Below are 24,126 nucleotides of genomic sequence, written 5' to 3'. Positions count from 1 at the left end.
GATATTAAGGAAGAGTGCTCAGCAGGCTGATAAGGGCAGGATCTGAAACCGAAGCGATATCAGAATTATTAATAACAATTACATCGTTACCTACAATGGTTACCTGCTTAACTGCTATCAGCCAGTTATTGCCCGATCCCGAAACAAATATTACATTAAACTGAGCGCCAACCGGTATATAATTACCAAGCTGCTCAAACATATCAATACCATAGTTGAAGGACTGTATATCGAACAGCATGTTTTGAGAACCACCCTGATAAGAAAGATATACAGCTGAGTTTGTATCATTAAACCCGTCAGGAACATCAACCCATATATCAGTACGCTCGCCTTCAACTTCCATCAGCTTGTCAATATTGCACCAGCCGAAAGAAAGCATTTCCATGATGTATTTACCGTCTTCAACCCTAACGTCTCTCGGATTGCCGTCTTCGTCGGTGTCTTTTTCCCACACAACATCGCCGTTTTCATCTTCCTCACCTGTCCACACAATCATATCATTGGTGTCGGTATCCTCGCCACCTGTAAGCTCTGTAGGTACTTCTAAAGTATAAGAAGCGCCATCATCAACAACCTGGCCTTCCTCTGTAGTTATTTCCACAAAAAACTCACCTCCGGTAATTAATGGGCTAATTTCAGAGTCAGGAGTAACTTCTCCCTCTTTTACCCCTACTGTTGGCATACCGGTGGCAACCATGTCGGCAATACCAAAAATTTCAATAAACTCAATTTGTACGGTTCCGCGAACAGGCCTGCCGTTTGCTGTTAGTGTGCGGGTATCCACATTAATTTTCACTCCTTTTTCAGAAGCAACAGTTGCACGTTCACCATTAGCTTCAATAGTAAAATACTGTTTCAGGTTGTCGCGGTTGTTTTGCCTTAATTCGGCAAGGTTACCTTCATTAAACTCGTTTTTAAGATTGTCGGAATTGCCCGATTTAGATGAGTCTTCGCTGCTACAGGCAGTAAAAATCAGTGCCGCCACGGCAGCTTTTAATAATAGTTTAGTTTTCATAAATTAATTGGATTAAGTTAAACGTTTAGTAACAAATAGCCGGCTTTAGTTCTTGTAATAAAGTTAAATAAAATAAAAATACTAACCCATAAACGACATTATAATCGATAAAAAGCATTTTTTTAAGTTAAAATACATGAATTTCGTAAAATATGTAATTATTTTACTGTTAAGATATTCTTAAGAATTTATGTATTTGATGATATTTTCGAATAAAAATCAATAAATATACTTGTTGGAACAAGATTTTACAGCAAACAGCGCATATTGTTTAAAGAATAAAAATTTTTTTGTAATTTTTTTAATAATCTTTTTGCTACTTGATAAATAAGTTTACCTTTGGTGATTATTAATTTATTTTTTATTACAAAATGCGAACAGGCAAAATCAAATTCTTTATTGAATCCAAAGGTTACGGATTTATAACAGACGACGAAACAGGCAAAGATATCTTTGTACACGCATCCGGCCTTAATGGTGCCGAGCTGCGTGAAGGCGACAGCGTTAGCTATGAAGAAGAAGAAGGAAGAAAAGGTAAAGTAGCAGCAAAGGTAGCTGCTATTTAAGGATATACATATTTCTTGTTACCTGGTTAAAAAATCTGCCGCCCATCCGGGCGGCTTTTTTTTGAGATACTGCTAAATAAACAACAAGGATTTTGCTTTATTTTGCAGGAGATAAACCACATTATTACAATAAAAATATTTTTTTAAGATTTCGGGATTTCATATTGTTTGTAATTTTTATTCGTTCTAAATAAAAATTAAACCAATGTAATCAATACATTTTAAAAAGGATTATTCATTTTAAAGTTTCGCGTGTATATTTGTGAATTATTTACTAAAATTAGCTGACAAATGGAGACTACTCAGGTAGACTATTTCCCGATACTGATGCAATTGCTGCTGGCTGTAGGTTTTGTGGGCGGCACAATAGCTGTTTCTAACTTTCTTGGCCCAAAGCGCAATTCGGTTAACAAAGACAAAAACTTTGAGTGCGGTATAGAATCTATAGGTAACGCACGTATACCTTTTTCAGTAAAATATTTCCTTGTTGCCATACTTTTTGTTTTGTTTGACGTAGAAGTTATTTTCATGTATCCGTGGGCGGTTAACTTCCGTGCAATGGGTATGGAGGGCTTCCTTAAAATGGGCATATTCATGCTGCTGCTTGTGGTGGGCTTCTTCTATGTTATGAAGAAAAAAGGCCTTGAGTGGGAATAAATTGAAATACTGCGTGTTCGGAACGCTTTTTGCACCGTTACAACAGTAATCAAAAATTAAAGAAAAATGAGCAAATCAACAGATATAAAAATGGTTGGCGCACCTGCCGGTGTAGAGGGGCAGGGCTTTTTTGCCACCAAGCTTGACGAGGTTGTGGGCCTTGCACGTGCCAATTCGCTTTGGCCGCTGCCTTTTGCAACTTCTTGCTGCGGTATAGAGTTCATGGCTACAATGGCATCGCACTATGATGTGGCACGTTTTGGTTCAGAGCGGATGAGTTTTTCGCCACGCCAGGCCGATATGCTTCTGGTAATGGGTACCATTGCGAAAAAAATGGCACCAATATTACGCCAAGTATATGAGCAGATGAGCGAGCCGCGCTGGGTTATAGCCGTAGGCGCCTGCGCATCATCGGGTGGTGTGTTTGATACCTATTCAGTGCTTCAGGGTATAGATAAAGTTATCCCTGTAGATGTTTATGTACCGGGTTGCCCGCCAAGGCCTGAGCAGATATTGCAGGGCATAATGGAGCTGCAGGAAATAGTAAAATCCGAATCGGTAAGAAGAAGGAATTCACCGGAGTATAAAGAGCTCCTTGCATCATATAATATTTCATAAAGACAGTATGGCTTTAGAAACATCTGTTATACAAGACAGGCTTACTCAGAAATTCGGCGAAAACGTAACCGGATTTATTCAGATAAAAGATATTTTTTCTTTCGAAGTAGCTGCATCAAGCGCTAACGAGGTTCTCCGTTTTCTTAAAGAAGACCCGCAAATGCGCTTTAATTTCCTTACAGATGTATGCGGCATCCATTATCCGGATAACGATAAAGAAAGGCAGTTTGCCGTAACCTACCACATGCACAACTGGGTAGATAACGTGCGCATAAGGTTTAAGAGCTACCTTAACGGAGACAATCCTGAAATTGATACTGCTACCAACCTGTTTTTAAGCGCTAACTGGCAGGAACGCGAAACGTATGATTTTTACGGCATAGTGTTTAATGGCCACCCGCAGCTTAAGCGTATCCTTAACATGGATGAGATGGATGTTTTCCCGATGCGCAAAGAATATCCTCTTGAAGATGGCGGAAGGACCGATAAGGACGACCGTTTCTTTGGAAGGACTATAGACAATAGATAATAATGAACCTGAAATAACTTTGATATAAATGTCAGACCTGTTATTACCACCGGAGCACCGCTATGCCGAGATGATCAAGAAAAGGCAGAATGAGGATGGTAGCGAGCTGTCGATACTTAACCTGGGGCCAACACACCCTGCCACGCACGGTATTTTCCAGAATATACTGCTTATGGATGGCGAAAGGGTACTGGACGGCGAAGGCACAGTGGGCTACATTCACCGTGCTTTTGAAAAAATAGCCGAGAACAGGCCGTTTTACCAGATAACACCGCTTACCGACAGGATGAACTACTGCTCTGCCCCCATCAACAACATGGCGTGGTGGATGACACTGGAAAAGACACTTGACATTGAAGTGCCTAAAAGGGTGCAGTACATGAGGGTTATTGTTATGGAGCTGGCACGTATTGCCGACCATATAATATGTAACTCGGTACTTGGTGTAGATACAGGTGCACTTACAGGTTTCCTTTACGTTTTCCAGTACAGGGAGAAAATTTATGAGATATATGAAGAAATATGCGGTTCCAGGTTAACAACCAACATGGGCCGTATTGGCGGTTTTGAAAGGGACTGGAGCCCTGCTGTATGGAAAAAACTGGATGAGTTCCTCAATGAATTCCCGGGTATTTGGGCAGAGTTTGAAAACCTGCTTAGCCGTAACCGTATATTTATGGACCGCACCATTGGTGTTGGCCCTATCTCTGCCGAAAAGGCAATAAGCTACGGCTTTACAGGCCCTAACCTTCGCGCAGCCGGTATAGATTATGATGTGCGTGTTATGACGCCGTATAGTTCTTACGAAGATTTTGAATTTGATATCCCGGTTGGAGAATCGGGCGATACATATGACAGGTTCTGCGTGCGTAACGCAGAAGTTTGGGAAAGCTTAAAAATAATCCGCCAGGCTATTGACAAGATGCCTGAAGGGCCTTTCCACGCAAACGTGCCTGATTATTACCTGCCGCCAAAAGAAGATGTTTACAACAACATGGAGGCGCTTATTTACCATTTTAAAATAGTAATGGGTGAAGTACCGGTACCGAAAACCGAAATATACCATGCGGTAGAAGGCGGTAACGGGGAGCTGGGCTTTTACCTGATAACCGATGGAAGCCGCACCCCTTTCAGGCTGCATTTCCGCAGGCCGTGTTTTATATATTACCAGGCGTTTAACGACATGATAAAGGGCCAGATGCTGAGTGATGCCATTGCAACCCTGTCAAGCCTTAACGTAATTGCAGGCGAGCTGGACGCTTAAACTGCAATTTTAAATTATAAATTCTGAATTTTAAATTTTTAAAGTTCACACTGATAAAGGAGAAATATTTGAGTTGGGTTTTGGATGGAGGCATTCAGAATTTAAAATTCAAAATTCAAAAATAGAAAATTAGCGTATGGAAGTTAGTCACATACACCAGGACATAAATATTACACCTGAGCTTCAGGCGAGGATAGATGAGCTTTTGAGCCACTACCCTGACGATAAAAAGAAATCGGCCTTGCTGCCGGTACTGCACGAAGTACAGGATGCCCACAACAACTGGCTTAGCGTTGCCCTTCAGGACAAAGTTGCTGAGTTGCTTGAGATACAGCCGGTAGAGGTTTATGAGGTGGTAACGTTTTACACCATGTACAACCAAAAGCCTATCGGTAAGTTCATGTTTGAGTTTTGCCGTACATCATGCTGCGCCGTGCGTGGTGCAGAAGACCTTATGGAATATACCTGCAATAAACTTGGTGTAAAAGTTGGCGAGGTTACGGCTGACGGCCTGTTCCAGGTAGTGGGTGTTGAGTGCCTTGGCGCGTGTGGCTATGCACCAATGCTTCAGCTGGGCGACTACTATTATGAGAAGCTTGACCAGGCAAAAATGGACCAGCTTATAGAAGACTGCCGTGCCGGTAAAATAGATTTACATAAAATGACCATTACACAATAAAAATGGGACGCAAAATATTATTAGAACACATAAATGTACCGGGTATAAAAACCTATGATATATACCGCAAAATGGGCGGCTATGCTTCTGTGGAGAAAGCCCTTAAAAGCATGACGCCGGACGAGGTAGTGGAAGAAGTGAAAACTTCGGGGCTGCGCGGCCGTGGCGGTGCTGGTTTCCCTACCGGTATGAAATGGAGTTTCATCGACAAGAAATCAGGTAAGCCAAGGCACCTTGTATGCAATGCCGACGAGTCGGAACCGGGTACTTTTAAAGACCGTTTCCTTATGGAATACATTCCCCATCTTTTAATTGAGGGAATGATAACGTCGAGCTACGCACTGGGCTGTAACTTATCGTATATATACATCCGTGGCGAATATATGTGGGTTTTCCGTATACTGGAAAATGCCATTAAAGAAGCCTATGCTGCCGGATGGCTTGGCAAGAACATAATGGGTACTGGCTGGGACCTTGACCTGCACGTACATTGCGGTGCCGGAGCCTACATTTGTGGCGAGGAAACCGCACTTATAGAGTCGCTGGAAGGTAAAAGGGGTAACCCAAGGATAAAACCGCCATTCCCTGCCGTAAGCGGTTTGTGGGCTAATCCAACCGTGGTAAACAACGTAGAGAGTATTGCCGCTGTGCCATGGATAGTGAACAACACCGGTGCAGAATATGCTAAAATAGGCATAGGCCGCTCTACAGGAACAAAACTGATATCAGCCTCGGGGCATTGCAAAAACCCGGGTGTATATGAAATAGAACTGGGCCTTGGTGTAGATGAGTTCATGAACTCTGATGAATACCTTGGCGGAATGATGGATGACAGGCCATTAAAAGCATTGGTTCCGGGAGGTTCTTCGGTGCCGATTTTACCTGCCAACCTGATATTTAAAACTGCTGAAGGCAACGACAGGCTTATGAGCTATGAATCGTTGAGCGATGGCGGTTTTGCAACAGGCTCTATGCTGGGTTCAGGTGGGTTTATTGTGTATAATGACACTACCTGTGTAGTGCGCAACACATGGAATTTCTCACGGTTTTACCATCACGAAAGCTGCGGGCAGTGCTCGCCGTGCCGCGAAGGTACAGGCTGGCTTGAAAAGGTGTTGCACCGCATAGAAACAGGCCACGGCCGTGAAGAGGATATTGAACTGTTATGGGACATACAACGCAAGATAGAAGGTAACACCATTTGCCCGTTGGGCGACGCGGCGGCATGGCCGGTAGCGGCGGCAATACGCCACTTCCGCGATGAGTTTGAGTACCACGTGCGTTTCCCTGAAAAGATAAAGAACCGCGACCACTTTGTAGCCGAACCTTTTGAAAAGGTAAAGCACCTGGTAGCGAAACAGGAAGTATAACAATTAAGTCAAAAAGTCTAAAGTCGTAAAGTTTAAAGTAAACGCTTTAGCAAAATAAGGTTGTAATGTTAGTGCAAAGGGGAACCTTAAACATGAAACATGAAACTTTCAAACAAAATTGAAGATGAAAGTAACAATAGACGGCCAGAGTATAGAAGTAGAACCGGGAACAACCATCCTGCAGGCTGCGCGAATGATAGGCGGCGAATCCGTTCCGCCGGCAATGTGCTATTATTCCAAACTAAAAGGCAGTGGCGGTAAATGCCGTTGCTGCTTAGTCGAGGTTAGCAAAGGTAGTGAGGCCGACCCAAGGCCGATGCCTAAGCTGATGGCATCGTGCGTAACCGGTGTTATGGACGGTATGGAGGTAAAGAGCATCTCATCTGAAAGGGTATTGGATGCAAGGAAATCAGTTACTGAGTTCCTGCTTATCAACCACCCGCTGGATTGCCCTGTGTGCGACCAGGCAGGCGAATGTGATTTGCAAAACCTTAGCTTTAAGCATGGTGCTGCCAAAACACGCTTTATTGAAGAGAAGCGCACATTTGAGCCTGAAAATATTGGCCCGTACATACAACTGCACATGAACCGCTGCATACTGTGCTACCGCTGCGTTATGACTGCCGACCAGCTTACAGACGGCAGGGTGCACGGCGTAATGAACCGTGGCGACCACGCGCAGATTTCTACATATATATCGAAAGCTATAGATAACGAGTTTAGCGGCAACATGATAGATGTTTGCCCGGTAGGCGCGCTTACTGATAAAACGTTCCGATTTAAGCAAAGGGTATGGTTCAATAAGCCATACAATGCGCACAGGGATTGTGATAAGTGCTGTGGCAAAACTACGCTTTGGATGTTTGGTGATGAGATACAAAGGGTAACTGCCCGTAAGGATGTGTACCACGAAGTGGAAGAATTCATCTGTAACGAGTGCCGCTTCGAACATAAAGACCCGGCTGACTGGGTTATTGAAGGCCCGAGGAAATTTGAGAAAGATTCGGTTATCAACCAGAATAACTATACAAGGGAACTTAAGCCGGTTAAAATCGAGACTGAAAAGAATATCCTTTTAGGGCGCGATATAGACAGGAAGAAGATCAGTATGAAAGATGTTCCGCTTGACGCTGAAGAAATGAAAGAACTTAAAGAAGGAAACGTATAGGTATGGATCAGGCTATAATTATAGAGAAAAGTGTTATTATAATTGCGGTATTTGCCCTTACCATGCTAATGGCAATGTACTCTACCCTTGCCGAGCGTAAGATAGCCGCATGGCTGCAAGACCGTATAGGCCCTAACCGTGCCGGTAAAGGTGGTATATTACAGCCGCTTGCAGATGGTTTAAAGCTGTTTGCCAAAGAAGAGTTCTTCCCTAACACGCCAAATAAATTCCTTTTTATAGTAGGCCCGGGTATATCTATGGCTACTGCGCTTATGACGAGTGCTGTTATACCATGGGGTGACAGACTGCACCTTTTCGGGCGCGATATTATATTACAGGCTACCGATATTGATGTGGCTATACTATATGTATTTGGTGTTTTATCTGTAGGTGTATATGGCATTATGATTGGCGGCTGGGCTTCTAACAATAAGTTCTCGCTTATGAGTGCCATGCGTGCCTCCTCCCAAATGATATCATATGAAGTAGCAATGGGTTTATCTATCATTGCACTTATTATGATGACAGGAACGCTTAGCCTTCGCGAAATTGCAGCAGGGCAAAGCGGCATGAACTGGAACGTGTTCTACCAGCCGGTAGGCTTCCTTATCTTTTTAGTATGTTCGTTTGCGGAAACCAACCGTACGCCTTTTGACCTTGCCGAGTGTGAGGCCGAGCTTATTGGTGGTTACCACACCGAATATTCGTCAATGAAAATGGGCTTTTACCTGTTTGCGGAGTATGCAAGTATGTTTATATCATCTACCATACTTGCCGTACTTTACTTTGGCGCTTACAACTATCCGGGTATGGACTGGGTAGAGAACAACTGGGGCATCAACATCGCCAACATTTTAGGTATAATAGCTTTGTTTATTAAACTTTGCGGTTTCATATTCTTCTACATGTGGGTAAGGTGGACAGTACCGAGGTTCCGTTACGACCAGCTTATGCGCCTGGGATGGAAAATGCTTATTCCGCTTAGTATAGCTAACATTATTATAACCGGACTTGTAATTTTATTAGCCGACTAACCGTAAGATAACAGATTACAAACACCTGCATTCAGGTTAAACAATATTAGAAATGTCAATAGAAACCGTATCATTATCGGGAAGGAAGAAGGAGGTATCTAACAAAAAGATGACCTTTGCAGAGAGCCTTTACCTTGTTGCCATCTTCAAGGGGCTGATGATTACCATAAAACACCTTTTCAAGAAAAAGGTTACCATACGCTATCCGGAGCAGGCAAGGCCGCTTAGCCCTGTTTACAGGGGCCAGCACATGCTTATGCGTGACGAGGAAGGCCGCGAGCGCTGTACTGCCTGCGGGCTTTGCGCGCTATCGTGCCCTGCAGAAGCCATTACCATGAAGGCTGCCGAAAGGACTCCGGAGGAGAAGCACCTGTACAGGGAAGAGAAGTATGCCTCGATATATGAAATAAACATGCTGCGCTGCATTTTTTGCGGGCTTTGCGAAGAGGCATGCCCTAAGCAGGCTATTTACCTTACCAAAAGCAGGGTTATGGTTAAGCCAAGCAGCGACAGGGAAGATTTTATTTATGGCAAAGATAAACTGGTTATGCCGTTAGAAATGGCTATTAAGAACACTCAAAACCAAGCGGCTAATTAATATGATAACAACATTATTCTATATTTTATCGGCCTTTACCTTAGCGACTGCGTTTTTAACCATCTTCAGTAAAAACCCTATTCACAGCGCTATCTACCTTGTGCTTTGCTTTTTCTCTATTGCCGGGCATTATCTTATGTTCAACGCACAATTCCTTGCTATAGTACACATTATAGTATATTCGGGAGCTATCATGATATTGATGCTCTTTACGATAATGCTCATGAACTTGAATAAGGAAGACGAAAAAAATAAAACCCTATGGTCGCGGCTTGCGGCTGTTATATCATTTTGCCTTGTAGCGCTTGTATTGCTTGCCGCTTTCATAAAAGCACAGCAAACAGGATATACTTATGAAGTATCAGGAGAAGACTACCAGTCTATAAAAGTGCTGGGGCAGGTATTGCTTAACGACTATATGGTTCCGTTTGAGTTTGCCTCTGTGTTGTTGCTGGTATCAATGATAGGGGCAGTACTATTGTCTAAAAAAGAACACATCAACAACTAATATGGAAAATATCTTACAGGAGATAGGCATCGACAATTATATATACCTTTCTGCATTATTGTTTTGTGTGGGTGCCTTTGGGGTTCTTTACAGGAGGAATGCCATTGTAATGTTCATGTCTATAGAAATTATGCTGAATGCCGTTAACCTTTTGCTGGTAGCTTTTTCTACTTACCACCAGGATGCCGCAGGGCAGGTTTTCGTGTTCTTCTCTATGGCGGTTGCAGCAGCCGAGGTAGCCGTAGGGCTTGCCATACTGGTAGCTGTGTACAGAAACATCAGTAACATTGATATCGATAACTTAAAGAAACTAAAAGGATAACGCCTGATGGAGACAAATTTGGCATTACTACTACTATTAGCGCCCTTAGCCGGGTTTTTAATCAACATATTTGCAGGGAAAAAACTTAGCGGTAATCTTTCTGGGACTCTTGGCTCGCTTGCTGTTGCCGTATCGTTTGCTGTAACCCTGTTTTTCTTCCTTCAGGTAAATAATACCGGAGAGCCTGTAATGGTTAACCTGTACACCTGGATGAAAATGGTAAACTTCGACATTAATTTCGGTTTCCAGCTCGACCAGCTTTCTTTACTATGGCTGATGTTTGTTACCGGTATTGGTACGCTAATACACATCTACTCTATCAGCTATATGCATGATGATGAGAACATCCATAAGTTCTTTGCTTACCTGAACCTGTTCGTATTATTCATGATGATACTGGTTATGGGCAGCAACCTGCTTATTATGTTCATCGGTTGGGAAGGCGTAGGGCTTTGCTCTTACCTGCTTATCGGCTTTTGGTATAAGAAACAGGAATATAACGACGCTGCTAAAAAAGCCTTCATCATGAACCGTATTGGTGACTTAGGTTTCTTAATCGGTATCTTTATTATAGGCTATCTTTTCCACAGCGTTGAGTATAATGATATACGCAACATTATTGCAAGCGGTGAAGCAGATATAGATATGGCATGGCTTGGTATAGCTGCCCTGTGCCTGTTTATTGGTGCATGTGGTAAAAGTGCGCAAATACCGCTTTATACATGGCTGCCCGATGCAATGGCGGGGCCAACACCGGTATCGGCGCTCATACACGCTGCAACCATGGTTACGGCCGGTATCTTCATGATAACAAGGCTAAACTTTGTTTTCGACCTTACTCCGGATATCCAGCATATTATAGCCATTGTAGGTGCCATTACATCACTAATGGCGGCAACCATTGGCCTTGCGCAAAACGACATTAAAAAAGTACTTGCTTACTCTACCGTATCGCAGTTAGGGCTCATGTTCATGGCACTTGGCTTTGGTGCTTATGAGGTTGCTGTTTTTCATGTGATAACACACGCTTTCTTTAAAGCATGTTTGTTCCTTGGTTCAGGTTCGGTTATACATGCTATGCATGGTGAACAGGATATGCGCAACATGGGCGGACTTAAAAAGGTTATGGGCATTACCTTTGCCACCTTTATGATTTCTACACTTGCCATTTCGGGATTGCCGCCTTTCTCGGGCTTCTTCTCTAAAGATGAAATTTTAATGACTGCCTTTCATCACGATAAAGTATTGTGGATAATAGGCTCATTAGCTTCTATAATGACAGCATTTTATATGTTCCGCCTGGTATTCCTTACCTTCTACAAAGACTTCAGAGGTACAGAGGAGCAAAAACACCACCTGCACGAATCGCCGGGGTTGATAACGTTCCCACTTATAGTCCTTGCTATACTGGCATTAGTGGGTGGCGCTATAAGCCTGCCGGGCAGCAGCTGGCTAAACCACTACCTTGCACCGGTAATTGCTAACCCGGCACAACACCATGCGCTTGGTACTACCGAGTATATGCTTATGGGCATTGCCGTTGTGGGTGCGCTTATAGGTATAGGCCTTGCTTACACCAAATACATCAGTAAAGCGCAGGTACCGCCACAGGACAGCGAGATTACAGGATTCACAAAAGTGGTATATAACAAGTTTTATGTAGATGAAATATATATGGCTGTTATAGTCAAGCCTATTTATGCCATAGGCAGCTTCTTTAAAAATGTTACCGAGGCAGCCATTAGCGGCTTCGTATTTGGGCTGGGCCGTGCCGCCACACTTATAGGGGCGCAGGGCAGGTACATACAAAACGGAAGCGTAGGCTTTTACCTGCTGATATTTGTACTGGGCATGTGCTCTGTTATAGCTTATATTTTCTTAAAATAATCATTACCTGATGGACGTATCTTTTATACTTATTACTTTACTGTTCGGGGCGGCTGCTACCTACTTTGTCGGCGATAAATGGGCCTCCAGGGCTGCATTGATTTTCAGTACGGCAGCATTTGCGGCAACCCTTTATGTAATTTACCGTTACAATTTGGGCGAAGGCGTAAGTTATGCCCATAAATGGATAAGCAACCCACGGGTAATATTAGGCTTTCAGGCAGACGGCATGTCGTTATCAATGGTTTTACTTACCACTGCGCTAACGCCAATTATAGTACTTACCTCTTTTGGAAACCTTTTCCCAAAAAGCAGGGCTTTTTATGCGCTTATACTTTTCATGGCATTTGCAATGGCAGGTACTTTCCTTGCGGTAGATGGCATGGTTTATTACATATTCTGGGAATTATCATTAATACCAATATATTTTATTGCACTGCGCTGGGGCAGCGGCGATGCCGAAACCAGGAAAAAAGATGTGGTTAAATTCTTTATCTACACTTTTGCAGGGTCGCTTTTTATGCTTGTAGCGTTTATATACCTGTACACAAAAGCAGGCGATTTCCTTGATATCCACCTTTACAATATTCAGTTGAGTAAAACAGAAGAGCTGTTGATATTCCTTTGCTTCTTTTTGGCTTATGCGATAAAAATCCCGGTTATACCTTTCCACACATGGCAGGCTAATGTGTACCAGAAAGCACCTGCTGCGGGTACCATGCTGCTATCAGGTATCATGCTTAAAATGGCACTATACAGTATTGTAAGGTGGCAGTTGCCTATTGCACCAAACGCCGCTAACGAGTACAAGTACTTTTTTATAGCGCTTTGCGTTGCGGGTGTTATATATGGCTCTGTACTTGCGCTTAAGCAAACCAACCTTAAAAAACTGCTTGCCTACTCATCTCTTGCACACGTTGGGCTTATTGCAGCGGGCGCTTATACGCTTACGCTTGATGGGCTTCGTGGTGCGTTTCTGCAAATGATTGCTCACGGCTTTGTGGTTGTAGGATTGTTTTATGCCGCAGAGATCATATCGCGCAGGTATGGCACCGAAGAAATTTCAGAAATGGGCGGTATAAGGATACAGGCTGCTAAATTTGCCAGTATGTTCATGATACTGGTAATGGCATCGGTAGCATTGCCTACAACTTTTAACTTTATTGGTGAATTTGAACTATTATACAGCCTTGCGCAGGCCAATATATGGCTGGCAGTATTGGGCGGTACTACTATTATACTGGGTGCTTTTTATATGCTGAGGATGTTTCAGCAGGTTATGCTTGGCGATAAAGGAGGTAAAGTATTTGCAGATGTTACATTTGGCGAAGGCTTTACATTCATAATCATTATTGCCATACTGATCTTTTTCGGTCTGTACCCAAAACCGATAATAGACTTTTTGACACCTGCCTTACAAAAGGTATTACTGAACATTAACCCGATAAATTAAGCCAAGATATAAAATGAACACATTAATAGCTATTGCGGGATTAGGGATTGTTTGCCTTATAGCTGAAATTTTCAACCTCAGGAAAGCCATAGTACCCGTTACTATTATAGGGCTTATGGCAATACTTGGCCTTACCGTAAATGATTATTTTGGGCTTGGGCTTGATAGTGCAAATACAGAGCGTACTGAAGCATTTTACAACAACATGATTGTAAACAACAGCTACGCCATGGCGTTTACCGGATTGTTTATAGTATTGACTATATTCCTTGTTGCCCTTACACCTGAATTCCATAAAAACCATAAAGCAAAATTATCTGACTTTGTTGCCATAAAGCTGTTCCTGCTTGCAGGCGCTGTAGCAATGGTATCGTTCGGGAACCTTGCCATGTTCTTTTTGGGTATAGAAGTGCTTTCTATAGCATTATATGTACTTGCCGCAAGCGAGCCAAAGAACATAAAAAGTAACGAGGCAGGTATGAAATACTTCCTTATGGGTGCATTTGCATCGGGCATACTATTATTTGGTATAGCGCTTATATATGGCGCTACAGGTTCATTTGATAATACCGCCATATATGCAGCCGTGCTTACAGGTAACCTGCCGGGCTGGTTCTTTATGGGTATAGTAATGCTTAGTATAGGACTGCTGTTTAAAATAGCCGCAGTGCCATTCCATTTTTGGGCACCGGATGTTTACCAGGGTTCTCCTGCACTAACTACCGCAACCATGAGTACACTGGCAAAAGTTGCTGCTATGGCTGCCTTCTTTAAGCTGATGAGTAACCTTAACCATACTGTTCCGGGTGCATACATCACTATTATTATAATTGTTTCGATACTAAGCATGACTGTGGGTAACCTTATGGCATTAAAGCAGGACAGCGTGAAGCGTATGCTGGCTTTTTCGGGTATATCTCATGCCGGGTTTATGCTTATGGTGTTCTTAAACCCAATGGTAATGAAAGGCGTGCTGCTGTATTATGCCGCTGCCTATGCGCTTGCGGGTATTGCAGCTTTTGCAGTAATACTTTATGTAACCTCAGGTAAAGAAAATGAAGATGTTTACCAGTTTAACGGGCTTGGCAAAACCAACCCGTTAATGGCTGCAGTACTTACCTGCTCGCTGCTTTCTATGGCGGGTATCCCAATATTCTCAGGCTTCTTCGGTAAGTTCTTCCTGTTCGAAAACGTACTTGAAAACGGTTTTGTATATGTTGTTATAGCAGGCGTGATCAACTCGATTATCAGCGTTGGTTACTACTTTAAGCTTATACTGGCTATGTACAACAAAGATGCAACCGGCGAAGCCGTAAAAGTACCGGTATCATACAGTATTGTTGCCGTTGCCGCAATACTGCTTAACCTTGCAATAGGGCTTTACCCTGATGCGGTGCTACATCTTATAAAATAAAACAAACACATATAAATACTAAGGGCTGCCAAATGGCAGCCCTTAGTATTTATGGTATCAGCTATTATATAAAGATATAGTTGAGCATTGGTACCTGTTTAACGACTAAGTGATTTAAGACTATAATATTTTAATCATTGTTTAATAAGATTATTTTCTCATACTGATTATATTTGCTCTTATGTTTGCCCTGATTGACTGTAATAATTTTTATGCTTCCTGCGAAAGGGTTTTTCAGCCTGAGTGGAACAACAAGCCCGTTGTGGTACTCTCCAACAACGATGGCTGTATCATTTCGCGTTCAGAAGAAGCAAAGGCACTCGGCATAGGCATGGCATCACCTGAATTTAAAATTCGCGAACAGTTAAAGAAAAATGGTGTAAAAGTATTTTCAAGCAACTACTCGCTCTACGGCGATATGAGCAGCCGCGTGATGGGTATAATGGAAGAATTTACCCCCAATGTAGAAAGGTATAGCATTGATGAATCTTTTCTTAATCTTGAAGGCATACCCATAGCCAATTACCATGACTACGGTATGCAGATGCGCGAAAGGGTGCTAAAACAACTCAGCCTGCCCATATGCGTGGGCATAGCCCCTACCCGCGTACTGAGCAAAGTCGCCAACAGGATAGCCAAAAAGTTCATGGAAAAAACAAGAGGCACGTATGTAATCGATACCGAAGAAAAACGCATAAAAGCCCTCAAGTGGATAAAGATAGGCGATGTCTGGGGCATTGGGCGGCGGTATGCCCGAAGGCTTGAGGCACGCAATGTAAAAACAGCCTATGACTTTATTCAGCCGCAAATGGACGGCTGGATAAAACGTGAAATGGGCGTTATCGGCATGCGGCTAAAAATGGAACTCGAAGGTCTGCCGGTGCTGGAACCCGATCCGATAACCGAGGTAAAGAAAAGCATTGCCACCACCCGCAGCTTCCCGAAACAGTTAGAAGATTATGACCTCATCCGCGAGCGTGTATCTACCTTTGCCACAGTAACCGCCGAGAAACTCCGCAAGCAGGGTTCGCTCTGCCATACGGTAATTGCCATGCTGGTGGCAGATAAACATCGTATAGAAGACATAAAATACCACCACAGCCGAGCCGTTACGCTGCCCTATGCCACACAGAGTGCCATTACCATAAATACCGCCGCCATACAGCTACTGAAGGAAATTATGGAAAGTACCGACACCCGCCGGTTTAAAAAGGCAGGCGTAATTGTAACGGGGCTGATTCCGCAGGGCAGTAAGCAGTTTAACCTGTTTATAGACGAAAACCCGAGGCACAACGCCCTGATGCGCGCCATAGACAACACCAACGGCAAAATGGGTACGCGCATAATACGCTTCGGGGCGCAGGCCGACAAGACATGGGACATGAAGCAGGAAATGCGCTCACCACGCTATACTACCGATATTAACGATATACCCACAGCAAAATGCAGGTAAAAAAACTACACAGCCCCGGGCTTACCTTTTTTAAGCCTGAAACAGAGAACACGCTCCGGCTTCCGTTTGTGCCGGTAGGCGTTAAGGCGGGCTTCCCCTCGCCGGCGCTCGATTTTATGGAGTACACCATAGACCTGAACAAGTATGTGGCAAAGCATCCGCACACCACGTTTTATATTAAAGCCGACGGGCACTCGATGCGTGATGCGGGAATAGATGATGGCGACATACTGGTAACCGACCGCAGCCTGGAACCCGCCAACGGCAAAATAGCCATTTGCCTGATAGACGGCGAGTTTACCGTTAAGCGCCTAAAATTGGAAAAAGGCGAATTGTACCTGATGCCCGAAAACCCTGCTTACCCCCCGCTACCCGTAACCGAAAACAGCCAGTTTAGCGTTTGGGGTATTGTAACGTTTGTAATTAAATCACTGTAAGCCAACAGATTTAACACCAATCTAACCGATTATAATTGTACATTTGCGCCCTTTAAGCCAAACTGCCATATAAACAGGCAGTTATAACACGGAGTATATGAACATGAAAAAAATTGTTGAGTATCGCAAGCTGCTCAACGTTACCAAGGCAGCCACTTTAAAGGAGCTGAAGACCATTTACAGGAACAGCATGAAGGAATGCCACCCGGACACCTGCACTACCGATGAGGAAGCGCGTGCCGCAGAAGAGCAAAGCAAGGCGATTATTGAAGCCTACCACTTTTTGGTAAGCGTTGCCCCTGAAACACTGGATAAGACCAAAGCGGAATATACCAAGACCACAACCACCAGCGGCATACTCGACTTTTATATGGACAACCAGGTGCTGTACATAAACTTTGTTGATGGTAGCTGCTACGAGTATTTTGGTGTGCCCAAAAACACCTATATAAAAATGATAAATGCTGAGTCGCCAGCACGTTTTGCCCGCAGGCATATTTATGGCACCTACCTGTACCGCAGTGCCGTTAAAATAGTGGCGGAGGTTTAATTAGCCTTTGTAAAGAATTATAAAGCCCCCCATGCATGAAACTGTTTGGGGTGTTTTATTTTGGGGTAGAAGATTGATTTAAATATTAACTAAATTGTTAAATTGCAATCTCTAAAACTTACTAAATGAAAAACGAGCCTAATCAAAAATTCAATTTGGACAAAAGAGAAATCCTCATTTTTCTTATTGTAGGTATAATGATTTTTTTACTTCCACTACTGTTTACCACTACTTGGGGAGCAATATCATTTGATAAGACTGGGCAAATTGGAGATACAATTGGGGGAGTTACCGCGCCATTTTTGAGTTTTTTCGGGGCAATCCTAGTATACCTTGCTTTGAAAGCACAAATTAAAGCAAACTCACTAATCCAAGAGCAGTTTGAGGAGCAAAGGCAAACTGATTATAGGCAAAATTTCGAAAATACTTTTTTTAATCTACTATCAATACATCACCAAATAATAGAAAATATTGATTTTGAAACGATTAGACTAATCAAAGGTAATGATCATTTAGACCATTATTTTAGGAATAATATTGTATACGAAGATTATTATAATGAAATATCAGAAGAAATCATCCACCATTCGAGAGATGTTTTTGAATTCGGGAACAAATTTCTTCATAGCCTTATTGAGGACGACTTAATTTTCAAAAACCATATACCATTAAAATATTATAAAAGTGAGAGTGAATTAAGTAAATTTAATAAACTATTAGAAGATATTCCGAATATTGAAGTTGAAAAAATTTTAATATCCGATAATATTGTAGATAGTAGGTTAAACTCAATATACAAGTTAGTGTATGGAAGGTTTAATGCTGATTTTGGTCACTATTTTCGAAATTTATATCGACTAATAAAACTTATTGATGAAAAGAAATTTTCTGAAGATTTCGAAAGTGATTATGAAATTAAATATTCTTACACAAGTATCATTCGAAGTCAATTATCTGACGGTGAATTAGGATGGCTATTTTTTAACTGTCTTTCAGAATATGGATCAACAAAGTTCAAGCCATTAATTGAAAAATATTCATTATTAAAAAATTTAAAAAAATCCGACAACGTTATCAATTTTTATAAAAAACTCTATTCACCATCTGCATTCCAAAAGGCAACAATAGTGAAATGACCCACCCCCAACTCCCAAAACTTCCCTTTCCTCAAACGTTTTCTTTTGCCTATCTTTACGGCAACAAAACAATTTTTGCACATGAGTAACGCTTACAAACTTACGGTAAACAATGGCACCGCCTTTGATGTTACCGAAGAGGGGCTTTCGCAGCTAGACGCTATCAGCACAGGGCCCGCGCACTACCACATACTTAAAGGCAACAAGCCTTATAAAGCGGCAGTTACCCACGCCGACTTCCTCGCAAAACAATATACCGTAACCGTTAACAACAACTCCTACACTGTAGATATTGCCAACGCGCTCGACCAGCTTATAAAAGCTATGGGCTTTGAGGTAGGCGCATCTAAACAGGTAAACGAAATAAAAGCACCCATACCGGGGCTTATACTGGAGATAAACGTTACCGTAGGGCAGGAAGTAAAAGAAAACGACAACCTTTTAATACTGGAAGCCATGAAGATGGAAAACACCTTTCAGTCGCCGCGCGCGGGCGTTATTAAGTCCATTGCCGTGAGCAAGGGCGACGCGGTAGATAAAGGCCAGTTACTAATAGAATTTGAATAGCACCATGAAAAAAATACTTGTAGCCAACAGGGGCGAAATTGCCATAAGGGTGATGCAAACGGCAAAAAAAATGGGCATTAAAACCGTTGCCGTTTTCAGTACTGCCGACAGGAATGCGCCCCACGTAAAATTTGCCGACGAGGCCGTTTGCATAGGCGAAGCGCCATCGAGCCAGTCGTACCTATTGGGCGATAAGATAATAGAAGTAGCCAAAGAGCTTAACGTAGACGGAATCCACCCCGGTTACGGCTTTTTGAGCGAAAACGCCAACTTTGCCGAAGCGGTAGAACGCGCCGGAATTACCTTTATAGGCCCGCGCAGTAAAGCCATAAAAATTATGGGTAGCAAGCTTGCCGCTAAAGATGCGGTTAAGGCGTATGACATACCCATGGTTCCCGGCATAGACGAAGCCATTACCGATGTAGAGAAAGCCAAAAAAGCCGCTGTAGAAATAGGCTTCCCGATACTGATAAAGGCATCGGCAGGCGGTGGCGGTAAAGGTATGCGTGTAGTTAACGAAGAAAAAGATTTTGTTCCGCAAATGGAACGCGCCATTAGCGAGGCTACCTCAGCCTTTGGGGATGGTTCTGTTTTCATAGAAAAATATGTAGGCTCTCCACGCCACATCGAAATACAGGTAATGGCCGACAGCCACGGCAATATACTCTACCTGTTCGAACGCGAATGCAGCATTCAGCGCCGCCACCAAAAAGTGGTGGAAGAAGCGCCAAGTGCGGTACTTACCCCGGAAATTCGCCAAAAAATGGGCGAAGCTGCCGTTAAGGTAGCCAAAGCCTGCGACTATCTGGGTGCCGGTACGGTTGAGTTCCTTTTAGATGAGAATAAGAATTTTTACTTCCTGGAAATGAACACCCGCCTGCAGGTAGAACACCCTGTTACCGAAATGATAACGGGGCTTGACCTTGTAGAGCTTCAGATAAAGATAGCCCGTGGCGAAAAAATGGATATTAAGCAGGAAGACCTTACCATAAAAGGCCATGCATTAGAATTACGTGTATATGCCGAAGACCCGCTTAACGACTTCGCGCCAAGCGTGGGCCACCTTGATGTGTACCAACTCCCAGTTGGCGAAGGCATACGCGTGGATAACGGTTTTGAGCAGGGCATGGATGTGCCTATTTATTATGACCCGATGCTTGCCAAGCTTATTACCTACGGTAAAACCCGCGAGGAGGCTATAGAGCTGATGATAGAAGCCATTGCAGATTATAAGGTTGAAGGCGTGAGCACTACCCTGCCGTTCGGTACGTTTGTGTGCGAGCATAAGGCTTTCCGCAGTGGCGATTTCGATACACATTTCGTAAAGAAATACTACGATGCCGAAAAGCTGAAAGGGCAAATGGATACCGAAGCTGAAATAGCGGCTTATATTGCCCTGAAGCAGTACCTGGAAGACCGCAAAGTGTTAAGACTCCCAATACAGTAAACCCATGGAAGACAAAATAAAAGTATTAAACGATAAGATAGCCGAAGCCCGACTGGGCGGCGGACAAAAAAGGATTGAGAAGCAGCACGAAAAGAAAAAGCTTACAGCCCGCGAGCGTGTGGAATACCTGATGGACGAAGGCTCTTTTGAGGAAATTGGTATGCTGGTTACCCACCGCACTACTGATTTCGGGATGGAGAAAGAGCAGTATCTGGGTGATGGGGTTATTACAGGCTATGGCACTGTAAACGGCAGGCTGGTATATGTTTTCGCGCAGGACTTTACCGTGTTCGGCGGAGCATTATCAGAAACGCATGCCGAAAAAATATGCAAGGTTATGGATATGGCACTCAGGAATGGCGCCCCCATGATTGGCCTTAACGATTCGGGCGGTGCGCGTATTCAGGAAGGTGTACGCTCGCTTGGCGGCTATGCCGATATTTTTTATCGTAATGTGCAGAGCAGCGGTGTAATTCCGCAAATATCCGCTATCATGGGCCCTTGTGCGGGTGGAGCGGTTTACTCCCCCGCCATGACCGATTTTACCATGATGGTAGAAAACACCAGTTATATGTTCGTTACCGGGCCTAACGTGGTAAAAACCGTAACCAACGAAACCGTAACCAGCGAAGAGCTGGGCGGGGCGAGTACCCACAGCACTAAATCGGGTGTGGCGCACATTACTTCGGCTAATGATGTAGAGTGTTTGGAAGATGTAAAAAGGCTATTGAGCTACCTGCCGCAAAACAATAGGGAAACTACGCCAAAGCTGGAGTTTAACCCGGCTGATGAAATACGCGAACAACTTTCGGACATTATCCCGGACAGCGCCAATAAGCCGTATGACATGCACAAGGTTATAAGCGGTATTATTGATGAAGATTCGTTTTACGAGATACATAAAAACTATGCTGAGAATATTATTGTGGGCTTTGCACGCATAGGTGGGCGCAGCATAGGCATAGTGGCCAACCAGCCGATGCACCTTGCCGGTGTGCTGGATGTAAACAGCTCGGTAAAAGCGGCACGGTTTACCCGTTTTTGCGACTGTTTCAACATTCCGCTACTGGTACTGGTAGATGTACCGGGCTTCCTTCCGGGCACTAACCAGGAGTGGAACGGTATTATTGTACACGGAGCAAAACTGCTGTATGCACTTAGCGAAGCTACCGTGCCACGTGTTACCGTAATTACCCGTAAGGCTTATGGTGGTGCCTATGACGTGATGAACTCAAAACATATTGGCGCTGATATGAACTTTGCCTGGCCAACTGCCGAAATTGCGGTTATGGGCGCTAAAGGGGCGAGTGAGATCATTTTTAAAAGAGAAATATCAGAAGCGGAAGACCCTGCTGCCAAACTGCTGGAAAAAGAAGCAGAATATGCCGAAAAGTTCGCCAACCCCTACAGGGCAGCGCAACGCGGCTTTATAGACGAGGTTATCCTGCCGAAAGACACCCGCAGGAAACTGATAAAAGCATTCAGCATGCTCGAAAATAAAAAGGTGGAAACACCACAACGCAAACACGGTAACATTCCGTTATAAAATAAAAAAAGCTGTTTCTAATGAAACAGCTTTTTTGTACCTGGAGTGGGAATCGAACCCACACACCGTAGTACACGAGTTTGAGTCGTGCGCGTCTACCAATTCCGCCATCCAGGCGTTAGCATTAAGTGGCTGCAAATGTAAAAAATATTATTTAATTTCAGGAAAATAACATGATAAATTACTTCCGTACTTAAATTAAATTCCTAAATTTGCACCTCGTTACACAACACAACACTAACTAACTACAAAACAAGCGATTAAAAATGTCATACCACGAGCCGGAAGCAAAGATATTTGCATGTTCTCAAAGTGTGTACCTTGCCGAAAAAATAGCCAAAAGCTATGGTGTTGAGCTGGGTAAAATTACGATTTCAAAGTACAGCGACGGTGAGTTTCAGCCATCGTTTGAAGAGTCTATCAGGGGGTTAAGGGTATTCTTAATATGCTCTACCTTTCCGAGTACGGATAACCTGATGGAACTGTTATTAATGATTGATGCCGCAAAAAGGGCTTCTGCAAGGCACATAACCGCAGTTATACCTTATTTTGGATGGGCAAGGCAGGACAGGAAAGACAAGCCACGTGTGCCGATAGGTGCAAAGCTGGTTGCAAAGCTGCTTGAAGCGGCAGGCGCAACAAGAATAATGACAATGGACCTGCATGCCGACCAGATACAGGGCTTTTTTGAAAAACCGGTTGACCACCTGTTTGCATCAACTATATTCCTGCAGCATGTAAGGGATATGAAACTGGACAACCTGACGATAGCTTCGCCGGACATGGGTGGTTCTAAGAGAGCTTATGCTTATTCTAAGTTCCTCGGGTCTGACGTGGTGATATGCTACAAGCACCGTAAGGCTGCGAACGTGGTAGAGGGCATGGAGCTTATTGGCGAGGTTAAGGGCCGAAATGTAATACTGGTGGATGACATGGTTGACACCGGAGGCACACTGACCAAAGCGGCAGACATGATGATGGAAAGGGGCGCAATAAGTGTAAGAGCGATATGTACACACGCCATATTATCGGGCGATGCATATGAAAAGATTGAAAAGTCGCAGATTACGGAACTTATTGTTACCGACAGTATTCCGCTGAAAAAGCAAAGCAGCAAGATACGCGTGGTTACCTGCGCCGACCTGTTTGCCGATGTTATGCACAAAGTGCACAGCAACAGCTCTATAAGCGGTAATTTTTTAATGTAGAATTTTATTTATTAACTATATATTTTTTGTAATGAAATCAATTACGATCAAAGGATCTGAAAGAGAAAGCGTGGGCAAAGCGGCAACGCGTGCGGCACGTAATGCTGGAATGGTTCCTTGCGTGTTATACGGAGGAGAACAACCAGTACATTTTGTAGCAGAAGACAAGGCTTTTAAAAACCTGGTTTACACTCCTAACGTGCACACTGTGGTAATTGACCTTGAAGGTGGTAAGCAATTTAACGCTATCCTGCAGGATATACAGTTTCACCCGGTAAACGACCAAATCCTGCACATCGATTTCTACCAGCTTCACGAAGACAAAGAAATCACTATGGATGTTCCTGTAAAAGTTATAGGTAACTCTAAAGGTGTTATGGCCGGTGGTGTACTTCGTCTTAACCAGCGTAAACTTAAAGTACGTGCGCTTCCTGCAAACCTTCCTGATTTTATAGAGGCTGATATTACAGACCTTGAAATGGGTAACAAGCTTTACATCACTAAGCTTCCTCAGGAAAACTACAAACTGTTACAGCCGGAAAACACTGTTGTAGCTCAGGTACGTATCTCTCGTGCGGCTATGAAAGCTGCCCAGGAGGCTGCAAAAGCTGCAAAAGGCGGACCAGCAAAAGGAAAGAAAAAGTAATTTATCTTATCAAGATATACAGAAAGCGCCCTCTCACGGGGCGCTTTTTTT

The 24,126-nt window shown here is 43.4% G+C and carries 25 protein-coding genes and 1 tRNA gene; 24 read left to right on the top strand and 2 right to left on the bottom strand.

Annotation, left to right across the window (positions count from 1 at the left end; translation table 11 throughout):
* Positions 1 to 4 precede the first annotated feature (4 nt).
* Positions 5 to 1,018 (bottom strand): hypothetical protein, encoded by a 1,014-nt coding sequence (locus KJK34_RS13125; protein WP_223054350.1) that lies wholly within the window; start codon positions 1,016 to 1,018, stop codon positions 5 to 7.
* Positions 1,019 to 1,389: 371 nt separating this feature from the next.
* On the opposite strand from KJK34_RS13125, the gene KJK34_RS13120 reads away from it, so the two are divergent.
* The 22 genes from KJK34_RS13120 (at position 1,390) to KJK34_RS13015 (ending at position 22,221) form a co-directional block, all read left to right on the top strand.
* Positions 1,390 to 1,584, top strand: a complete 195-nt coding sequence (locus KJK34_RS13120; protein WP_223054349.1) for a cold-shock protein — start codon at positions 1,390 to 1,392, stop codon at positions 1,582 to 1,584.
* Between the two features lie 291 nt (positions 1,585 to 1,875).
* The gene (locus KJK34_RS13115) at positions 1,876 to 2,241 is read left to right on the top strand and encodes an NADH-quinone oxidoreductase subunit A (protein WP_223054348.1); all 366 of its coding nucleotides are present in this window, start codon (positions 1,876 to 1,878) and stop codon (positions 2,239 to 2,241) included.
* A gap of 66 nt (positions 2,242 to 2,307) precedes the next feature.
* Positions 2,308 to 2,859, top strand: coding sequence for an NADH-quinone oxidoreductase subunit B (locus KJK34_RS13110; RefSeq protein WP_223054347.1), 552 nt, complete (start codon positions 2,308 to 2,310; stop codon positions 2,857 to 2,859).
* A 7-nt stretch (positions 2,860 to 2,866) separates the two neighbouring features.
* Positions 2,867 to 3,388, top strand: a complete 522-nt coding sequence (locus KJK34_RS13105; RefSeq protein WP_223054346.1) for an NADH-quinone oxidoreductase subunit C — start codon at positions 2,867 to 2,869, stop codon at positions 3,386 to 3,388.
* A 28-nt stretch (positions 3,389 to 3,416) separates the two neighbouring features.
* Positions 3,417 to 4,652 carry an NADH-quinone oxidoreductase subunit D gene (locus KJK34_RS13100; RefSeq protein ID WP_223054345.1) on the top strand — a complete coding sequence of 412 codons (1,236 nt, stop codon included), beginning with the start codon at positions 3,417 to 3,419 and terminating at the stop codon, positions 4,650 to 4,652.
* Positions 4,653 to 4,788: 136 nt separating this feature from the next.
* A complete protein-coding gene (locus tag KJK34_RS13095) occupies positions 4,789 to 5,331 on the top strand; it encodes an NADH-quinone oxidoreductase subunit NuoE family protein (protein ID WP_223054344.1) in 543 nt (180 codons plus the stop codon).
* A 2-nt stretch (positions 5,332 to 5,333) separates the two neighbouring features.
* Positions 5,334 to 6,701, top strand: a complete 1,368-nt coding sequence (gene nuoF / locus KJK34_RS13090) for an NADH-quinone oxidoreductase subunit NuoF (protein ID WP_223054343.1) — start codon at positions 5,334 to 5,336, stop codon at positions 6,699 to 6,701.
* A gap of 124 nt (positions 6,702 to 6,825) precedes the next feature.
* The gene (locus tag KJK34_RS13085; protein WP_223054342.1) at positions 6,826 to 7,869 is read left to right on the top strand and encodes an NADH-quinone oxidoreductase subunit G; all 1,044 of its coding nucleotides are present in this window, start codon (positions 6,826 to 6,828) and stop codon (positions 7,867 to 7,869) included.
* A 2-nt stretch (positions 7,870 to 7,871) separates the two neighbouring features.
* Complete coding sequence (nuoH, locus tag KJK34_RS13080; RefSeq protein ID WP_223054341.1) at positions 7,872 to 8,903, top strand: NADH-quinone oxidoreductase subunit NuoH; 1,032 nt, start codon at positions 7,872 to 7,874, stop codon at positions 8,901 to 8,903.
* Between the two features lie 52 nt (positions 8,904 to 8,955).
* On the top strand, positions 8,956 to 9,501 hold the full coding sequence (gene nuoI, locus KJK34_RS13075) for an NADH-quinone oxidoreductase subunit NuoI (RefSeq protein WP_223054340.1): 546 nt from the start codon (positions 8,956 to 8,958) through the stop codon (positions 9,499 to 9,501).
* Between the two features lies 1 nt (position 9,502).
* On the top strand, positions 9,503 to 10,009 hold the full coding sequence (locus KJK34_RS13070) for an NADH-quinone oxidoreductase subunit J family protein (protein ID WP_223054339.1): 507 nt from the start codon (positions 9,503 to 9,505) through the stop codon (positions 10,007 to 10,009).
* A 1-nt stretch (position 10,010) separates the two neighbouring features.
* Complete coding sequence (gene nuoK, locus KJK34_RS13065; protein WP_223054338.1) at positions 10,011 to 10,331, top strand: NADH-quinone oxidoreductase subunit NuoK; 321 nt, start codon at positions 10,011 to 10,013, stop codon at positions 10,329 to 10,331.
* A gap of 6 nt (positions 10,332 to 10,337) precedes the next feature.
* Complete coding sequence (gene nuoL, locus KJK34_RS13060; RefSeq protein ID WP_223054337.1) at positions 10,338 to 12,218, top strand: NADH-quinone oxidoreductase subunit L; 1,881 nt, start codon at positions 10,338 to 10,340, stop codon at positions 12,216 to 12,218.
* A 10-nt stretch (positions 12,219 to 12,228) separates the two neighbouring features.
* Positions 12,229 to 13,671, top strand: a complete 1,443-nt coding sequence (locus KJK34_RS13055) for a complex I subunit 4 family protein (RefSeq protein WP_223054336.1) — start codon at positions 12,229 to 12,231, stop codon at positions 13,669 to 13,671.
* Positions 13,672 to 13,684: 13 nt separating this feature from the next.
* Positions 13,685 to 15,085, top strand: coding sequence for an NADH-quinone oxidoreductase subunit N (locus KJK34_RS13050; protein ID WP_223054335.1), 1,401 nt, complete (start codon positions 13,685 to 13,687; stop codon positions 15,083 to 15,085).
* 181 nt (positions 15,086 to 15,266) lie between these two features.
* Complete coding sequence (locus KJK34_RS13045) at positions 15,267 to 16,538, top strand: Y-family DNA polymerase (RefSeq protein ID WP_223054334.1); 1,272 nt, start codon at positions 15,267 to 15,269, stop codon at positions 16,536 to 16,538.
* Complete coding sequence (locus KJK34_RS13040; protein ID WP_223054333.1) at positions 16,529 to 16,975, top strand: LexA family protein; 447 nt, start codon at positions 16,529 to 16,531, stop codon at positions 16,973 to 16,975. The genes KJK34_RS13045 and KJK34_RS13040 overlap by 10 nt, the downstream gene beginning before the upstream one ends.
* A gap of 103 nt (positions 16,976 to 17,078) precedes the next feature.
* Positions 17,079 to 17,525: a KTSC domain-containing protein gene (locus KJK34_RS13035; protein ID WP_223054332.1), complete on the top strand. Its 447-nt coding sequence runs from the start codon at positions 17,079 to 17,081 to the stop codon at positions 17,523 to 17,525.
* A gap of 125 nt (positions 17,526 to 17,650) precedes the next feature.
* Positions 17,651 to 18,661: a putative phage abortive infection protein gene (locus tag KJK34_RS13030; RefSeq protein WP_223054331.1), complete on the top strand. Its 1,011-nt coding sequence runs from the start codon at positions 17,651 to 17,653 to the stop codon at positions 18,659 to 18,661.
* Positions 18,662 to 18,742: 81 nt separating this feature from the next.
* Entirely contained in the window at positions 18,743 to 19,228 is a 486-nt protein-coding gene (locus tag KJK34_RS13025) for a biotin/lipoyl-containing protein (RefSeq protein WP_223054330.1), read from the top strand.
* Between the two features lie 4 nt (positions 19,229 to 19,232).
* On the top strand, positions 19,233 to 20,675 hold the full coding sequence (accC, locus tag KJK34_RS13020) for an acetyl-CoA carboxylase biotin carboxylase subunit (protein ID WP_223054329.1): 1,443 nt from the start codon (positions 19,233 to 19,235) through the stop codon (positions 20,673 to 20,675).
* A gap of 4 nt (positions 20,676 to 20,679) precedes the next feature.
* Entirely contained in the window at positions 20,680 to 22,221 is a 1,542-nt protein-coding gene (locus tag KJK34_RS13015; RefSeq protein WP_223054328.1) for an acyl-CoA carboxylase subunit beta, read from the top strand.
* Positions 22,222 to 22,258: 37 nt separating this feature from the next.
* Here KJK34_RS13015 and KJK34_RS13010 read toward each other — a convergent pair.
* Positions 22,259 to 22,338: transfer RNA gene (locus KJK34_RS13010), tRNA-Leu, on the bottom strand.
* Between the two features lie 149 nt (positions 22,339 to 22,487).
* Here KJK34_RS13010 and KJK34_RS13005 point away from each other — a divergent pair.
* Both KJK34_RS13005 and KJK34_RS13000 read left to right on the top strand, forming a co-directional pair.
* Positions 22,488 to 23,429, top strand: coding sequence for a ribose-phosphate pyrophosphokinase (locus tag KJK34_RS13005; RefSeq protein WP_223054327.1), 942 nt, complete (start codon positions 22,488 to 22,490; stop codon positions 23,427 to 23,429).
* A gap of 31 nt (positions 23,430 to 23,460) precedes the next feature.
* Positions 23,461 to 24,075, top strand: a complete 615-nt coding sequence (locus tag KJK34_RS13000; protein WP_223054326.1) for a 50S ribosomal protein L25/general stress protein Ctc — start codon at positions 23,461 to 23,463, stop codon at positions 24,073 to 24,075.
* Positions 24,076 to 24,126: the final 51 nt, after the last annotated feature.

This window comes from Flavobacterium coralii (assembly GCF_019891545.1).
Lineage (GTDB): Bacteria > Bacteroidota > Bacteroidia > Flavobacteriales > Flavobacteriaceae > Flavobacterium > Flavobacterium coralii.
The sequence above is the reverse complement of the archived record's forward strand: the minus strand, read 5'-3'. Positions and strand labels throughout refer to the sequence as shown.

What these genes read in the sequence shown, in the direction of transcription:
- KJK34_RS13125 (WP_223054350.1), bottom strand. Translation starts at nt 1,018, where the DNA reads ATGAAAACTAAACTATTATTAAAAGCTGCCGTGGCGGCACTGATTTTT.
- KJK34_RS13120 (WP_223054349.1), top strand. Translation starts at nt 1,390, where the DNA reads ATGCGAACAGGCAAAATCAAATTCTTTATTGAATCCAAAGGTTACGGA.
- KJK34_RS13115 (WP_223054348.1), top strand. Translation starts at nt 1,876, where the DNA reads ATGGAGACTACTCAGGTAGACTATTTCCCGATACTGATGCAATTGCTG.
- KJK34_RS13110 (WP_223054347.1), top strand. Translation starts at nt 2,308, where the DNA reads ATGAGCAAATCAACAGATATAAAAATGGTTGGCGCACCTGCCGGTGTA.
- KJK34_RS13105 (WP_223054346.1), top strand. Translation starts at nt 2,867, where the DNA reads ATGGCTTTAGAAACATCTGTTATACAAGACAGGCTTACTCAGAAATTC.
- KJK34_RS13100 (WP_223054345.1), top strand. Translation starts at nt 3,417, where the DNA reads ATGTCAGACCTGTTATTACCACCGGAGCACCGCTATGCCGAGATGATC.
- KJK34_RS13095 (WP_223054344.1), top strand. Translation starts at nt 4,789, where the DNA reads ATGGAAGTTAGTCACATACACCAGGACATAAATATTACACCTGAGCTT.
- nuoF (WP_223054343.1), top strand. Translation starts at nt 5,334, where the DNA reads ATGGGACGCAAAATATTATTAGAACACATAAATGTACCGGGTATAAAA.
- KJK34_RS13085 (WP_223054342.1), top strand. Translation starts at nt 6,826, where the DNA reads ATGAAAGTAACAATAGACGGCCAGAGTATAGAAGTAGAACCGGGAACA.
- nuoH (WP_223054341.1), top strand. Translation starts at nt 7,872, where the DNA reads ATGGATCAGGCTATAATTATAGAGAAAAGTGTTATTATAATTGCGGTA.
- nuoI (WP_223054340.1), top strand. Translation starts at nt 8,956, where the DNA reads ATGTCAATAGAAACCGTATCATTATCGGGAAGGAAGAAGGAGGTATCT.
- KJK34_RS13070 (WP_223054339.1), top strand. Translation starts at nt 9,503, where the DNA reads ATGATAACAACATTATTCTATATTTTATCGGCCTTTACCTTAGCGACT.
- nuoK (WP_223054338.1), top strand. Translation starts at nt 10,011, where the DNA reads ATGGAAAATATCTTACAGGAGATAGGCATCGACAATTATATATACCTT.
- nuoL (WP_223054337.1), top strand. Translation starts at nt 10,338, where the DNA reads ATGGAGACAAATTTGGCATTACTACTACTATTAGCGCCCTTAGCCGGG.
- KJK34_RS13055 (WP_223054336.1), top strand. Translation starts at nt 12,229, where the DNA reads ATGGACGTATCTTTTATACTTATTACTTTACTGTTCGGGGCGGCTGCT.
- KJK34_RS13050 (WP_223054335.1), top strand. Translation starts at nt 13,685, where the DNA reads ATGAACACATTAATAGCTATTGCGGGATTAGGGATTGTTTGCCTTATA.
- KJK34_RS13045 (WP_223054334.1), top strand. Translation starts at nt 15,267, where the DNA reads ATGTTTGCCCTGATTGACTGTAATAATTTTTATGCTTCCTGCGAAAGG.
- KJK34_RS13040 (WP_223054333.1), top strand. Translation starts at nt 16,529, where the DNA reads ATGCAGGTAAAAAAACTACACAGCCCCGGGCTTACCTTTTTTAAGCCT.
- KJK34_RS13035 (WP_223054332.1), top strand. Translation starts at nt 17,079, where the DNA reads ATGAAAAAAATTGTTGAGTATCGCAAGCTGCTCAACGTTACCAAGGCA.
- KJK34_RS13030 (WP_223054331.1), top strand. Translation starts at nt 17,651, where the DNA reads ATGAAAAACGAGCCTAATCAAAAATTCAATTTGGACAAAAGAGAAATC.
- KJK34_RS13025 (WP_223054330.1), top strand. Translation starts at nt 18,743, where the DNA reads ATGAGTAACGCTTACAAACTTACGGTAAACAATGGCACCGCCTTTGAT.
- accC (WP_223054329.1), top strand. Translation starts at nt 19,233, where the DNA reads ATGAAAAAAATACTTGTAGCCAACAGGGGCGAAATTGCCATAAGGGTG.
- KJK34_RS13015 (WP_223054328.1), top strand. Translation starts at nt 20,680, where the DNA reads ATGGAAGACAAAATAAAAGTATTAAACGATAAGATAGCCGAAGCCCGA.
- KJK34_RS13005 (WP_223054327.1), top strand. Translation starts at nt 22,488, where the DNA reads ATGTCATACCACGAGCCGGAAGCAAAGATATTTGCATGTTCTCAAAGT.
- KJK34_RS13000 (WP_223054326.1), top strand. Translation starts at nt 23,461, where the DNA reads ATGAAATCAATTACGATCAAAGGATCTGAAAGAGAAAGCGTGGGCAAA.